We start from the raw sequence: 12,438 nt of genomic DNA on the forward strand, positions 1-12,438 counted from the left end.
GACGCGTTGATCGCGCCCATGGTGTCGACCACCTGGGACACCACGCTGCCGCCCCTGACCGCGACGCTGGAGGCCGTCACGGCCAGCTGGTTGGCCTGGCGGGCGTTGTCGGCGTTTTGTTTGACGGTACTGGTCAGCTCTTCCATCGACGCGGCGGTCTCTTCCAGGGAGCTGGCCTGCTCTTCGGTCCGGGACGACAGGTCGTGGTTGCCGGCGGCGATTTCGGCGCTGGCAGTGGTCACACTCAGTGTGCGCCCGCCCACATCATCCACCAGGGACTGCAAGTTCAAACCGGCCTGGTTTACGGCGCGCAACAACATGCCGATTTCGTCTACCCGATTCAGACTGATGTTGCGGCCAGGTTGGCCGCTGGCAACGCTCTGAGCTTGTTCCAGAACGGCTGCCAGCGGGGAAGCCACCTGCACTTCCAGCATCACGGTACAGAGCAGGGCGCCAACAAGCAGACCCACGGCCACCCCAATCAGAGACGCACCGGACACCCCAGTCACCAACGCGGCAACCAACGGAATCACCATCATCAGTGCTGCGGCCAGCCGGATGCGCCAGCGTACCGGCATCACCTGAAACAGCGAGGTCCACCCCATCAATCCAGTCCGGACAATGACGCCTTTGTGAAATGCCAGGCCGCGCGCGCCTCCCTCACGGAATCGCCGGTACAAGTCGTCAACTGCGCTCACTTCCCGCGCCTCGGGTTTGCTGCGCACCGACATATAGCCCGTCACCACACCACCGCGAAGAATAGGGGTGGCGTTCGCGCGCACCCAATAGTGGTCTCCGTTCTTTCTCCGATTCTTGACCAGTGCAGTCCAGGATTGCCCCGCTTTCAAGGTAGCCCACATGTCAGCGAAAGCCTGGGCGGGCATGTCCGGGTGCCGGACCATGTTATGTGGCTGGCCCATGATCTCTTCACGACTGAAACCGCTGACTTCAATGAACGCCGAGTTGGCGTAAGTAATATGGCTTTGTGTATCGGTGGTGGACATCAGCGTCACACTCTCCGAAAACTGATATTCGCGCTGCGTAACGGGGTGATTAGTTCTCATGTTCAGCCTTCTTTCATCAGGAATTGATGGTCAACTTACAAAAGGTGCACCCGCAAATCAATTTTCACGACACGGGCATCGCGACATGCCCCATGGCGTCGCCAGCCATGCGCCTGGCGATAGCAACCAGGATCGCCGCAGCGAAAACCACGGGGTCATCACCGCTACAGCGGTTGGGTTGGGTTGGCTTGCATGGGGACTCCTCAATCAGGTGGGCAGCGCTTCCGTAAGCGCTTCAAAACAATGACAACAAATGCGGCTATTTGTATTAACGACCACAACAAGAAAAAACTTTAGTTTTCAAAAACAAAACCGTCGAATACCTCCTGCCTCGTTCAACGGTGCTCACCCGGGCCATCCGCGGTCTCAGGACATCTGCCTCATGATGCGGACCAGTTTCCCGCCGTATTGGGGATCGGTCGCATAACCTGCACGCTGCAGACCATGCGCCGCTTCAGCCGGATCCTGCGTGGAGAGCACATTGGCGTAACGCGGGTTCGTCACCAGGAAACGCGCATAGTCGGAAAACGCTTCGTCATAAGAGCCGTAGGCCCGAAAGCTGGCCCGGCCCTTTTGCGCAACCCCGTTGACGTATTCGGTGGTCATGGTTTCGACCACTGGCCCCTTCCAGCTCTTGTCAGCCTTGATGCCGAACACGTTGTAGCTGGTCTGGCCGTCCTCCGCGCGGATCTCGCGGCGTCCCCAGCCGGACTCCAGCGCTGCCTGCGCCATGATCAGTTGTGCCGGAACACCCGTGGCCTCGCTGGCGCGCTGCGCCGCAGGCAGCATGCGCGAGACAAATTGCTCAACGTGCGCCTGCGGCAGGGCACTCCTGCTCAGGGTCGCTTGGGCCGTGGCGGTCTCGTACAAGGAGAGGTCCGGTGTCCGGACGACCGGTGCGACGGCAGAAGCCACAGGCTGCGGCGCCCTGGACACCGCGGCGCCAGGCATACCGGGCTGCTTGTCGGCGGGCAATGCGGCGGGCGGCACATCAGCCCCGCCGGCAGTCCGGTTGAGCTGCGCAAACATGGCCTCTGCCAAGCCCAGCCCCCGGCCGGACAGGTTTTGTGCCAGTTGCTGATCCAGCATCGATGTGTACATCTTTTCCTGCTGGCTGCCAAACATGCTGTCCGACGGCGTGGCTTCGCGCATGCTCTTGAGCACCATCTGCATGAACATCACTTCAAATTGCTTGGAGGCCTGTTTCATGCCTTCCTGCGGCGAGCTGCGCACCGTGCGCCGCAAGGCATCGACACCCTGAACATCCAGCGATAAACGCTGGTCGAGCACGCCTGCGGCAGGGGAATTCATGCTGTTGAGATTGGCAAAACCGGCGCTATTCATGTCAACCTCAAATGATCTCAAGTTCGGCCCGCAAGGCGCCGACGGCCTTCATGGCCTGCAAAATGGACACCAGATCCTGCGGATTGGCGCCCAGCGTGTTGAGTCCCTTGATCACGTCCGCCAGCGAGGCACCACCACGCACGATCTGCAGCGCGCCACCCGCCTGGCTGACTTCGACCTGCGAGCGCTGGGTCGCCACCGTGCTGCCGCCCGAGAGCGGTCCGGGCTGGCTGATGACCGGTTCGGTGTTGATCACCACCGACAGATTGCCGTGCGCCACGGCGCAGTCATTGATCCGGACGGTCTGGTTCATCACAACCGAGCCGGTACGCGCATTGATAACCACTTTCGCGATCGCCTGTGAAGGCGCAACATCGATGTTCTCGATGCGGGCGAGGAACCCGACGCGGTCTTCAGGCCGGGGCGGTGCGTTGACCTGGATCACCCGGGCGTCAAGCGCATGGGCCGTCCCGGGGCCAAAACTCCGGTTGATGGCGTCCACCGCCTTCTGCGCCGTGCCGAAATCGCTGGTCGTCAACTCCAGCATCACGGTGCCGTCCCCGCCGAGTGACGACTCCACAGCCCGCTCCACAATCGCGCCCGCTGGAATGCGGCCGGAGCTGAGTTGGTTGATCTTGACCTGGCTGCCATTGGCCGAGGCGCCAGCGCCGCCGATCACCATGTTGCCCTGGGCGAGCGCATAGACCTGCCCATCCGAGCCCTTCAACGGCGTCATCAGCAAGGTCCCGCCGCGCAGGCTTTTGGCGTTGCCCAGGGATGACACCGTGATGTCGATGGTCTGTCCGGGCCGCACAAAGGGCGGCAGGGATGCAGTGACCATCACGGCGGCCACATTTTTCAGCTGCATGTTGGTTCCGGGCGGCACCGTCACGCCGAGCTGCCCCAGCATGTTGTTCAGGCTTTGCGTGGTGAAGGGTGTCTGCATGGTCTGGTCGCCGCTGCCATCGAGGCCGACCATCAGGCCGTAACCGATCAGCGGGTTGTCGCGCACGCCCTGGATGCTTGCGAGATCCTTCAGGCGCTCCGCCTGCGATGGCAGCCCGACCAAGGCAGACAGAAGCAGGCAAAGTTTCAGGCAGGACGTCAGCGCCGAGCGCATTCTCCCCCGAGGCTGAAGCGAAGTGGGTGTCGTGTTCATGATCAGAACGGCAGCACGTTGAGGAAGAGGCGCTGGAGCCAGCCCATGGTTTGGGCTTCGTCGATATACCCTTTGGCGCTGTATTCCATGCGCGCGTCGGCGACCTGGGTGGAAGGGACGGTGTTGTTCGCGCTGACGGTGCGCGGGTTGACCACGCCCGAGAAACGGATGAACTCCGTGCCCTGGTTGATCAGCATCTGCTTTTCACCGCTGACAATCAGGTTGCCATTGGGGAGAACTTCAACCACCGTGACCGTGATCACGCCGTTGAAGGTGTTCGTGGCATTGGCTCCACCCTTGGCACTCAGTATGTTTTTTCCGCCTGCAGTGGCATCCTGTGCACTGGAGATCAGGCCGCTGAAAATTTTCGGAATCAGGCTCAGCTCGGTGCTGGCACTTCCGCTGCGGCTGGCATTGGCCGCCGAGTTTTTGCTCGCATTGACGTTCTCACTGACCAGGATGGTCAGGATGTCGCCCACGTAACGCGGCCGCCTGTCTTCAAACAGGGCCTGCGCGCCGAAACCAGTCCGGTAGATCGCACCATTGACCGGCGCAGCGGGGCGCACCTGCGCATCAGCACGCGAGCTCATGGGCTGATGCACCAGCGGCTCGCGCGGAATCTGCGCACAGCCGCCCAGCAACCCCGCGACGGCCAATATCCAGCCGCCTGTGCGCCAGCAGCTCTGCGGCAACCCGTGCATCACAGCTGCGCCAGGCGCGCAAGCATCTGGTCAGAGGTCTGGACAGCCTTGCTGTTGATTTCATACGCACGCTGGGTCTGGATCATGTTGACCAGCTCCTCGACGACGTTGACGTTCGACGATTCCACATAGCCCTGGTTGAGAATGCCGGCGCCGTTCTGGCCCGGTGCGGTCTCGTTGGCGCCACCGGAGGCATCCGTCGCCACATAGAGGTTTTCACCCTTGCTTTGCAGACCCGCGGCGTTGAGAAAGGTCGCCAGCTGGATCTGGCCAATCTGCACATTGGCCGTGCTGCCGGCCTGGGTGACCGACACCGTGCCATCGCGACCAATGGTCATGCTGGTGGTGTTCTGCGGCAGGGTAATGGCCGGCTGCACAGGAAAACCGCTGGCGGTGACCAGTTGTCCACTCTGGTCGGACTGAAATGAACCGTCGCGCGTGTAGGCCGTCGTGCCGTCCGGCATCAATACCTGAAAGAAGCCATCACCATTGATGGCCACATCTTTCGGGTTCTCGGTCTTCGTCGGATTGCCTTGTGTATGAATACGCTCGGTGGCCACCACCCGAACGCCTGTACCCAGTTGCAGGCCGGAGGGCATGCGCGTCTGGTCCGAGGTCTGGCCGCCGGTCTGGCGCAGGTTCTGATACATCAAGTCTTCAAACACGGCGCGGCTGCGCTTGAAACCCGTGGTGCCCACGTTGGCCAGGTTGTTGGCAACGACGTCGAGCTGCATCTGCTGGGCATCAAGACCTGTTTTGGCAATGGAAAGGGAACGAATCATGGGGAAAACTCCTGGGGGATGGCCGGGGCCGTGTTCAAGTCAGATCGGGCGACAAGGGGTGGGCGGCGAATCAGCCGTTGCCCAGCAGCTTGTTGGCCTGCTGGTCGTTGCTTTCGGCTGTCTGCAGCGTCTTCATTTGCATCTCAAAGCGTCGTGCGTTGGCAATCATGTCGACCATGGCCTCCACTGCGTTAACGTTGCTTCCCTCCAGCGTGCCGGACAGCAAACGCACGCCGGGGTCGGCTTGGGGGGCGGCCGTGCCGGCCTGCATGCGAAACAGGCCATCGTCGCCACGCACCAGCGCATCGACGGCCGGGTTGACCAGCTTCAGGCGTCCCACTTCCGCGGCACCCACGGCCGGATCACCGGCGCCCAGCGCTGTCACCACGCCATCGTCTGCCACCACCAGCGATGAGCCCGGAGGCACAACCATCGGGCCAGACTCGCCCAACACCGGCCTGGCATCCATGGTCATCAACTGACCGTCGGCACCCACTTGAAGGTTGCCGACGCGGGTGTAAGCTTCTCCGCCGTCCGGCGTCTGTACGGTCAGCCAGCCATCGCCGCGTATGGCAACGTCCAGCGGGCGGCCTGTTTGCATCAGCGGCCCGGAACGCATATCGGCGCCAGGGGTCGTGGCAACCACCATGGCACGGGTCGCCATCTCGTCGCCGACGACAGGGACTGCACGGTAGTTGTTGATCTGCGCGCGGAAACCGGGCGTCGACACATTGGCCATGTTGTTGGCCACCGCAGCCTGTTGCTCCATGGCCTGCTTGGCACCCGTCATGCCGACATAGATCATCCGGTCCATATTGCTTCCTTGGTTGTCCTGATTTTGTTGACGCCAGAGACCGTCTTGCCGGCGGTCATGGGGTCATCAACGCATGTTCATCAGGGTCTGCATCACCTGGTCTTGCGTCTTGACGGTCTGGGCATTGGCCTGGTAGGTGCGCTGGGCAATGATCAGGTTGACCAGTTCGGAGGTCAGGTCCACATTGGAGCCCTCCAGAGCCCCCGACACCAGGGCGCCCAGCTTGGTGCCGGCGCCCGGTGTGCCCGTCAACGGCTGCCCTGAGGCAGCGGTTTCGGCCCAGACGTTGTCACCCTTGGACTGCAGTCCGTTCGGATTCACAAAGGAAGACAGGACGATCTGCCCAAGCGTGTTGGACTGCTCGTTGCTGTATTTTCCGGTGATGGTTCCATCTGGTTCAATGGCCAGGGAGGTCAGCGTGCCAGACGCATAGCCGTCCTGCGTCAACTTTCTGACGTCATTGGCGTTGCCGAATTGGGTGGTGCCCGCGACGTTCATATCGAACGTCATCGGCGCTGAGCCGTTGCCCAAGGCAAAGCCGGGCGTCTTGAAACCAAGGACACCGTTACCCACGATGGCCGTATCCAGAATGCCGTTGCTGTCAAAGGTCAAGCTGCCGATCGCCGTGCCATTGGCCACAGCTGGCAGCACACCACCGTTATCCAGCGGCTTCCCATCGACGGTCGCATGAACATTCCAGGTGTTGACCGGGGCAGCTTGTTTTGCAAAGAAGGTGGCCAACTCATGGGGATTCCCCAGCGAGTCATAAATCGTCACCGAATTGGCATAGTTGTAGGTGCTTGAATCCGTGGCGTCGAATGCAGCCGTCGGGGCGGTGCTGCGCGAATCAAGATTGAACTGTGCGGTGATCCCCGTCACGGACCCGGTCGCCTTCGGCGCCATGGCGGCCGTTGGCATTTGCAGGGGGGCCGGGGTGCCGCCCGCAAGGTTACCGTTGGCCCCCACGGCATAACCGGTGAGCTGCAAACCGGCCGTGTTGACAATGTAGCCATTCTTGTCCATGTCGAACTGGCCGTTGCGCGAATAGGCTATCTCCCCTTCCGGGCTCGCGAGACGGAAAAAACCGTCGCCGTCACTGATGGCCACATCGAGTGCACGGGAGCTGGTTTGCACCGAGCCGGACGTGAAATTCTGCGCAACGCTGGCCACTTGGGTGCCCAGACCAATCTTCGAACCAGCATACACATCCGCGAACTGCACGCCCCCGGATTTGAAGCCTATCGTTCCGGCATTGGCAATGTTGTTGCCGATGACGTCGAGATTGGCTGCGGAGGCGTTCAGAGCGCTTACACCTTGTGCGAAACCCATGGTATTTCCTTCTGTTGAATTGACTTGTAAATCGAGACTGCCGCCAGTCGGTCAGGCTCAGAGAATCAGGCGAACTTCACTGAGCGCGGCCTTGCGACCAGCCCCGAGATCAAGCGCAACGCCATTGCTGCCCTGCGACACACTGGCGACGCCGGCATAGGTCAGCGCGGTCGCCGCCATCCTGGAATCCCCGGAGTAGGCCGCCACGTTGACGGTGTAGGCACCGTCTGCCAACTGCACCCCGCCATCTGACTTGCCGTCCCAGGAGAGTGTCTTGACCCCTTGCGGCAAGGCACCCAGATCGAAACTGCGAACGGTGTTGCCGGCCGCGTCGGTGACGGTGACTTTCACCGAATCAGCGCCCTGCGGCAGCTCGACGGCAAACGGCACGGCAGCGCCCTGCTCCAGCGCCAGCCCGGTTCCGGGCACGAGCACGGAACGACCGATCAGGGAAGCCGACTGCAGGACCTGGCTGGAGCCGCTTTGGGCCAGCAGGGACTGGAAGGCTGTATTGAGTTTTTCAATTCCGCTGACCGTACTCATCTGTGCCAGCTGCGAGGTCAGTTCGGCGTTGTCCAGAGGATTCAGGGGGTCCTGATTGTTCAGCTGAGTGACAAGCAGCTTGAGAAAACGCTGCTCTCCATCGGCGCTTGAAACTGTCTTTGATGACAGTGCGCCGGCCGCGCTGGCGCCGTCAGTGGAGGTGATTGCAGAAACAGTCATGAGAAATTCTCCGAAAATGGAAATGGCCGCCGACGGCCTTACTGGCCCACCGTCAGTGTTTTGAGCATCAATGTCTTGGCAGTATTGAGAACCTCGACATTGGCCTGGTAGGAACGCGAAGCCGAGATCATGTTGACCATTTCCTCGACCACGTTGACGTTGGGCATGGCCACGTAACCTTCGGCGTTCGCATGTGGATTCTTGGGGTCATGCACCATGCGCAACGGCGAGGGATCTTCGATGACGCGCGCCACCCTGACACCGCCTATGCCCTGGCCAGCCCCAGGCGACATTTCGAACACAACCTGACGGGCCCGGTAAGGCTGGCCATCCGGTCCGGCGACGCTGTCCGCGTTGGCCATGTTGCTGGCGGTGGTGTTCATGCGCTGCGATTGCGCAGTCATGGCTGAACCGGCGATATCGAAGATGCTGAGTGAACGGTTTGGAAACGGCATGAACGGGCTCCGCCTGGTTGTTACTGAACCGCTGACAACAGCGATTTGATTTTGGAACCCAGAATGGTCAGGTTGGCTTCGTAACGCATGGCGTTGTCGGCAAAATTGACCCTCTCGACATCCATCTCGACGGTGTTGCCATCGAGGCTTGTCTGATTCGGCGTGCGGTACATCAAGTCACTCTCGCCTGCCGCATGCGCTTCCCCGGACAGATGGCGGGACGACGTGGTGGACATCGACATGGACATGGGCTGCCTGCCGCGTTCAACCGCTTCCGCCAGCCTGCTCCCGAAGTCGAAATCACGCGCCTTGAAATTGGGCGTGTCGGCGTTCGCAATATTGGACGACAGCACTTCCTGCCGCCGCGCCCGCAGGCTGAGCGCCTCTTGATGGAAGCGCAGTGCTGAATCCAGTTTGTCTATCATTTTTCCCCTCGTTTCAAGTGACGCCTCTGACGGCGCAGCCGGCTTTGATGAAAATAATTGTAGGGAGACCCAGCTTGCGCAATCACCTGAACAGACGGCGTTTCAAGGTTCAATTCAACTCTTGCCGCAGCGTCGGCGTCCAACATTCCGCTTTCATGAATTGCATGCCGGGACCGATGATTTCAATCGACCAAACAGCATCCGGATTGCTGCGCAGTTCGACCCTTGGCCTCGTCGTCCAGGCTCCTAAAATTTCTGCAACTGCCCGGGCGCCGAGCGCGCGGGTGGCCATTGATGCCACTCCATTGAGGGATTTCATGAAGATGCCCATGCACAAAGTCTTGGCACTTGGACTTGTCACCCTTGTCACCTTTGGTAGCCTGCCCTTGCAGGCCCGCAGCGCGACGTCGCAGCCGGTACCCCTGTCGGGCAACGCACGCCCCGTGATCGAGCAATTCCTGTTGCGCCAGACGGCAGGCCTGCCCGGCAAGGTAGGCATCACCATGGATACGCCGATTTCGGGTGCGCTGCCGGCATGTGACTCACCCGAGCCCTTCCTGCCCGGTGGTGCCCGCTTGTGGGGGCGCCTGTCGGTCGGGGTGCGCTGCCATTCGGATCAGCCTTGGACCCGCTTTGTGCCGGTCTATATCGCGGTCCGGTCCGTCTACTATGTCGCGGTTCAACCCATTCCTGCGGGCCATGTCTTGACACTTGCTGATGCCACTGCACGCGAAGGCGACCTCACCACCCTTCCCCGCAGCGTGATCGTCGACCCGTCGCAGTTCAACGGCGCAACCGCCCTGAACCAGATCGCATCGGGTGCGCCCTTGCGGCGGGAGTTGCTTCGAGACGCCGTGGCAGTACAAAGGGGGCAGACCATTCGCGTACGCACCCAGGGAGCAGGCTTTGTGGTGAGCGCCGAGGGAAAAGCCATGACCAGCGGGGCCGTGGGCGCCCTGATTCAGGTCAAAATGCAGGGCGGCACACTGATCAGCGGCATCGTCGGCCCGGACGGAATGGTGGAACGAACCAATTGATCCTGTTAAATTGCAGTCATTCCCTCAAGTTTCGGGCTGGTCAGCCGTTATACCGGTGAGATCCCCTGAGGAAAACATCATGAAAATCAATCAAAACGTCACCTTCCTGAAAAATGCAGCCGACTCCTCGGCTGTGCCCGCGAGGGAAGGCGTCAAGCCGAACCGTGCGGTGTCAGGCATGCCGGCAGAGGCGGCCCAGGCCCGTCCGGTCGCAGCGACGCCGTTACTGCCCTCGACCAACGGAGACTTCGACGCGGCCCGTGTGGGCAAAATCCGCGAAGACATCAGTGCCGGCCGCTACCATGTCGACACCGCCAAAATAGCCGACGGCCTGCTCCGGTCGGTGCGTGATCTCCTGGGAGAAAAAGCGCCATGAGCGCCCCGCTGGTCGACCTTCTCGTTCGTGAACATGCCGCCATCGGCAAATTTCTCGAATTGCTCGCCCAGGAATTTGACGCCATGACTGATGGCGAATTCAAACGTCTGCCCGGTCTTGCCGAGCGCAAGTCACAACTGGCCGACCAAATCGCCCTGATCGGTCGCCAGCGTGAGATGGAGCAGCAGGCGCTGGGCTACGCCCCGGGACGCAATGGTTGTGATGCCGCTGCACTGGCCGGGGGAGAGGCCCTCCAAACTGCGTGGAGCAATCTGCTGGCGCGCGCAGCGCAGGCCCATGAGTGCAATCACCGAAATGGGGTGATGATTCACACCCATCTGGACTACACACGGCAGTCCATCAACTTCCTGAAAGCCAGTGGCCAGCCGCTATACGGACCGGATGGCACGCACAAGACAGGCTCCAGCAGCGGTAGCCGGTTTGCAGTCGGCTGAGACAGCCCCTTCCTGACGCGCGGGCATTTTTCATCCCCGCCATGTCCCAGGCGCTGCGGCGCCCATTCACCACCCCTGAACAAGCCCGGCAACCCATGTGGCAGCACCGGCAATCTTTCCTGCTGAGCGGATGGCCGGTGCGCACCAATGACGGATTTTCGGGACCCGCGTCGTACGGCGCAATGCCTACCGGTTGGGCAGCGTGAAGAAAAACGTGGCGCCTTTTTCGGGCTCTGCATCGGCCCAGACCTCACCGCCGTGCCGGGCCACAATGCGGTGCACCGTCGCCAGCCCCACACCAGTCCCCGGAAACTCTGTGCTCGAATGCAGGCGCTGAAAGGTCTTGAACAGCTTGTCGGCATGTGCCATGTCGAAGCCAGCGCCGTTGTCGCGTACAAAAAAGATGGGCTCTCCCTCGGCATCGGCGAGCTGGCCGACGGAAATGATGGTGGAGACCCGCTGCGACGTGAACTTCCACGCATTTCCAAGCAGGTTTTCCAGCACCACCCGAATCAGCCGGACGTCACCCCTGGCCTGCAGGCCAGGTGCGATGGTTACAGACACTTCTCGCCCATCCGGGCTTCCAAGGTGCCGCTCCAGCACCTGCGCAGCCAGCTGGCTCAGATCAACGATTTCGTTGCAAAAATCGGTCCGGGAGACCTGGGCCAGTGAAAGAAGGTCTTCGATCAGCCGGCCCATCTGACCTACCCCGGCTTCGATCCTGGCGAGGTAATGCCGCGCCGTATCACTGGCCTGCGGGCCCAGCTGTTTGGCCAGCAGGCGGCTGAAGCCGTCGATGGCGCTCAGCGGCGAACGCAGGTCATGGGATACCGAATAGGAAAAAGCTGACAATTCCTCGTTGGACAGCCGCAATGCGGCCTCCGTCGCCTTGATCTCGCTGATGTCCGTATCGATGCCTACCCAGAAGGCCACGTCGCCTTTTTCACTGAGTACCGGCCTGGCCTTGTACGACATCGTGTGATAGCTCCCGTCCCGGGACAGGATGCGCCGAACACCCGAATAATTCTCACGCTTTCGGAGTGAGCGCTGCCATGCCTCCCGCAGGTCTTCCCGGTCCTGCGGATGTACGGCCTGAAGCCACTTGTTGCCCATCCAGTCTTCCGGCTTGCCACCGACCAGGGCGTACCACTTGCGATTGGCATAGACCAGGCCGCCTTGCGCGTTGGCGTACCAGATCACCTGGGGCGCCTCCTCGGTCAACGTCCGGAGCAAGCTGTCCTGCGGCGGCAGGGTCGCGACAGGAACAGCCGAAACGGCCAGCGGCCCAGGAAGAGCACCGATGCCCTGCTGCGCAGAGTGAACCTGCGTCAGCACAAACAGGGACTTGCGTCCATCCTGGATCACCGGCCGAAAACGGGCGTCCAGGGGCAGTTCGTTTCGTTTCTGGCGCTGGTTTCTCGTGGGCATGAAAACTCCTATACGGTTTGATGCCAAGCCGATGTATCAGCCGACAATACGGCAACACACCTGCAGACCGGCCCCCCCCTCATCACCGTTTTCAAAAATTTCCCAAGCTGCCACCGGCCGTGGCCAGCTCGCCGCCGGGTGCAGCAGGCCTGCGCGGCGCAGCAATGGCCTGCCTGGCTTTGGGCGGCTGCATGGGCCTGGCCTTGGGACTCGCAGGACGGGCGGGCGCCTGGTGAGCCTGGTGCTGCACCTGGTCGCTGCCCAGCCGGAACACGCTGACCACCTGACTGAGCCCGCTGGCCTGCTCCTGCAGCGAGGACGCTGCCGCAGCGGCTTCTTCCACCAG

At 61.5% G+C, this 12,438-nt stretch carries 16 protein-coding genes and 1 pseudogene; 4 read left to right on the top strand and 13 right to left on the bottom strand.

Annotated features, from left to right (window positions below):
• A partial coding sequence (locus tag B7G52_RS22050) for a PAS domain-containing protein (protein WP_096699828.1) occupies window positions 1-1,064 on the bottom strand: 1,064 nt, incomplete at its 3' end.
• Between B7G52_RS22050 and B7G52_RS23465 the strand changes: the two genes are divergently transcribed.
• Entirely contained in the window at window positions 1,063-1,311 is a 249-nt protein-coding gene (locus tag B7G52_RS23465) for a hypothetical protein (protein ID WP_141397526.1), read from the top strand. The genes B7G52_RS22050 and B7G52_RS23465 overlap by 2 nt on opposite strands.
• A 119-nt stretch (window positions 1,312-1,430) precedes the next feature.
• Here the strand turns inward: B7G52_RS23465 and flgJ are convergent, their stop codons facing one another.
• The 10 genes from flgJ to B7G52_RS22100 form a co-directional block, all read right to left on the bottom strand.
• Complete coding sequence (gene flgJ, locus B7G52_RS22055) at window positions 1,431-2,375, bottom strand: flagellar assembly peptidoglycan hydrolase FlgJ (RefSeq protein ID WP_096699829.1); 945 nt, start codon at window positions 2,373-2,375, stop codon at window positions 1,431-1,433.
• A 40-nt stretch (window positions 2,376-2,415) separates the two neighbouring features.
• Window positions 2,416-3,567 (bottom strand): flagellar basal body P-ring protein FlgI, encoded by a 1,152-nt coding sequence (locus B7G52_RS22060; protein ID WP_096699815.1) that lies wholly within the window; start codon window positions 3,565-3,567, stop codon window positions 2,416-2,418.
• Window positions 3,568-3,569: 2 nt separating this feature from the next.
• Window positions 3,570-4,268 carry a flagellar basal body L-ring protein FlgH gene (locus B7G52_RS22065; RefSeq protein WP_096699816.1) on the bottom strand — a complete coding sequence of 233 codons (699 nt, stop codon included), beginning with the start codon at window positions 4,266-4,268 and terminating at the stop codon, window positions 3,570-3,572.
• Window positions 4,268-5,050: a flagellar basal-body rod protein FlgG gene (flgG, locus tag B7G52_RS22070; RefSeq protein ID WP_096699817.1), complete on the bottom strand. Its 783-nt coding sequence runs from the start codon at window positions 5,048-5,050 to the stop codon at window positions 4,268-4,270. The genes B7G52_RS22065 and flgG overlap by 1 nt, the downstream gene beginning before the upstream one ends.
• Window positions 5,051-5,120: 70 nt before the next feature.
• A complete protein-coding gene (gene flgF / locus B7G52_RS22075) occupies window positions 5,121-5,864 on the bottom strand; it encodes a flagellar basal-body rod protein FlgF (protein WP_096699818.1) in 744 nt (247 codons plus the stop codon).
• 66 nt (window positions 5,865-5,930) lie between these two features.
• Window positions 5,931-7,193 (bottom strand): flagellar hook protein FlgE, encoded by a 1,263-nt coding sequence (gene flgE / locus B7G52_RS22080; RefSeq protein WP_096699819.1) that lies wholly within the window; start codon window positions 7,191-7,193, stop codon window positions 5,931-5,933.
• A 57-nt stretch (window positions 7,194-7,250) separates the two neighbouring features.
• Window positions 7,251-7,916, bottom strand: a complete 666-nt coding sequence (locus B7G52_RS22085) for a flagellar hook assembly protein FlgD (protein ID WP_096699820.1) — start codon at window positions 7,914-7,916, stop codon at window positions 7,251-7,253.
• A gap of 38 nt (window positions 7,917-7,954) precedes the next feature.
• The gene (flgC, locus tag B7G52_RS22090; protein ID WP_096699821.1) at window positions 7,955-8,371 is read right to left on the bottom strand and encodes a flagellar basal body rod protein FlgC; all 417 of its coding nucleotides are present in this window, start codon (window positions 8,369-8,371) and stop codon (window positions 7,955-7,957) included.
• A 20-nt stretch (window positions 8,372-8,391) separates the two neighbouring features.
• Window positions 8,392-8,796 carry a flagellar basal body rod protein FlgB gene (flgB, locus tag B7G52_RS22095; protein ID WP_096699822.1) on the bottom strand — a complete coding sequence of 135 codons (405 nt, stop codon included), beginning with the start codon at window positions 8,794-8,796 and terminating at the stop codon, window positions 8,392-8,394.
• A 109-nt stretch (window positions 8,797-8,905) separates the two neighbouring features.
• A complete protein-coding gene (locus tag B7G52_RS22100) occupies window positions 8,906-9,115 on the bottom strand; it encodes a hypothetical protein (protein ID WP_141397527.1) in 210 nt (69 codons plus the stop codon).
• On the opposite strand from B7G52_RS22100, the gene flgA reads away from it, so the two are divergent.
• The 3 genes from flgA to B7G52_RS22115 all read left to right on the top strand — a co-directional run bounded on the left by flgA (window position 9,114) and on the right by B7G52_RS22115 (window position 10,664).
• On the top strand, window positions 9,114-9,833 hold the full coding sequence (flgA, locus tag B7G52_RS22105) for a flagellar basal body P-ring formation chaperone FlgA (RefSeq protein ID WP_240523583.1): 720 nt from the start codon (window positions 9,114-9,116) through the stop codon (window positions 9,831-9,833). The two genes, B7G52_RS22100 and flgA, sit on opposite strands and share 2 nt — an antisense overlap.
• 79 nt (window positions 9,834-9,912) lie before the next feature.
• A complete protein-coding gene (flgM, locus tag B7G52_RS22110) occupies window positions 9,913-10,209 on the top strand; it encodes a flagellar biosynthesis anti-sigma factor FlgM (protein WP_096699825.1) in 297 nt (98 codons plus the stop codon).
• A complete protein-coding gene (locus B7G52_RS22115; protein WP_096699826.1) occupies window positions 10,206-10,664 on the top strand; it encodes a flagella synthesis protein FlgN in 459 nt (152 codons plus the stop codon). Before flgM ends, B7G52_RS22115 begins: the two co-directional genes overlap by 4 nt.
• Before the next feature lie 186 nt (window positions 10,665-10,850).
• On the opposite strand, the gene B7G52_RS22120 is transcribed toward B7G52_RS22115, so the two are convergent.
• On the bottom strand, window positions 10,851-12,092 hold the full coding sequence (locus B7G52_RS22120) for an ATP-binding protein (RefSeq protein ID WP_096699827.1): 1,242 nt from the start codon (window positions 12,090-12,092) through the stop codon (window positions 10,851-10,853).
• Window positions 12,093-12,183: 91 nt separating this feature from the next.
• Window positions 12,184-12,438: pseudogene (locus B7G52_RS22125) on the bottom strand (methyl-accepting chemotaxis protein); the annotation flags it as partial.

Origin of the sequence: Polaromonas sp. AER18D-145 (assembly GCF_002379095.1) — a bacterium.
GTDB lineage: Bacteria > Pseudomonadota > Gammaproteobacteria > Burkholderiales > Burkholderiaceae_C > Polaromonas.

What these genes read in the sequence shown, in the direction of transcription:
- B7G52_RS23465 (WP_141397526.1), top strand. Translation starts at nt 1,063, where the DNA reads ATGTTCAGCCTTCTTTCATCAGGAATTGATGGTCAACTTACAAAAGGT.
- flgJ (WP_096699829.1), bottom strand. Translation starts at nt 2,375, where the DNA reads ATGAATTCCCCTGCCGCAGGCGTGCTCGACCAGCGTTTATCGCTGGAT.
- B7G52_RS22060 (WP_096699815.1), bottom strand. Translation starts at nt 3,567, where the DNA reads ATGAACACGACACCCACTTCGCTTCAGCCTCGGGGGAGAATGCGCTCG.
- B7G52_RS22065 (WP_096699816.1), bottom strand. Translation starts at nt 4,268, where the DNA reads ATGCACGGGTTGCCGCAGAGCTGCTGGCGCACAGGCGGCTGGATATTG.
- flgG (WP_096699817.1), bottom strand. Translation starts at nt 5,050, where the DNA reads ATGATTCGTTCCCTTTCCATTGCCAAAACAGGTCTTGATGCCCAGCAG.
- flgF (WP_096699818.1), bottom strand. Translation starts at nt 5,864, where the DNA reads ATGGACCGGATGATCTATGTCGGCATGACGGGTGCCAAGCAGGCCATG.
- flgE (WP_096699819.1), bottom strand. Translation starts at nt 7,193, where the DNA reads ATGGGTTTCGCACAAGGTGTAAGCGCTCTGAACGCCTCCGCAGCCAAT.
- B7G52_RS22085 (WP_096699820.1), bottom strand. Translation starts at nt 7,916, where the DNA reads ATGACTGTTTCTGCAATCACCTCCACTGACGGCGCCAGCGCGGCCGGC.
- flgC (WP_096699821.1), bottom strand. Translation starts at nt 8,371, where the DNA reads ATGCCGTTTCCAAACCGTTCACTCAGCATCTTCGATATCGCCGGTTCA.
- flgB (WP_096699822.1), bottom strand. Translation starts at nt 8,796, where the DNA reads ATGATAGACAAACTGGATTCAGCACTGCGCTTCCATCAAGAGGCGCTC.
- flgA (WP_240523583.1), top strand. Translation starts at nt 9,114, where the DNA reads ATGAAGATGCCCATGCACAAAGTCTTGGCACTTGGACTTGTCACCCTT.
- B7G52_RS22100 (WP_141397527.1), bottom strand. Translation starts at nt 9,115, where the DNA reads ATGAAATCCCTCAATGGAGTGGCATCAATGGCCACCCGCGCGCTCGGC.
- flgM (WP_096699825.1), top strand. Translation starts at nt 9,913, where the DNA reads ATGAAAATCAATCAAAACGTCACCTTCCTGAAAAATGCAGCCGACTCC.
- B7G52_RS22115 (WP_096699826.1), top strand. Translation starts at nt 10,206, where the DNA reads ATGAGCGCCCCGCTGGTCGACCTTCTCGTTCGTGAACATGCCGCCATC.
- B7G52_RS22120 (WP_096699827.1), bottom strand. Translation starts at nt 12,092, where the DNA reads ATGCCCACGAGAAACCAGCGCCAGAAACGAAACGAACTGCCCCTGGAC.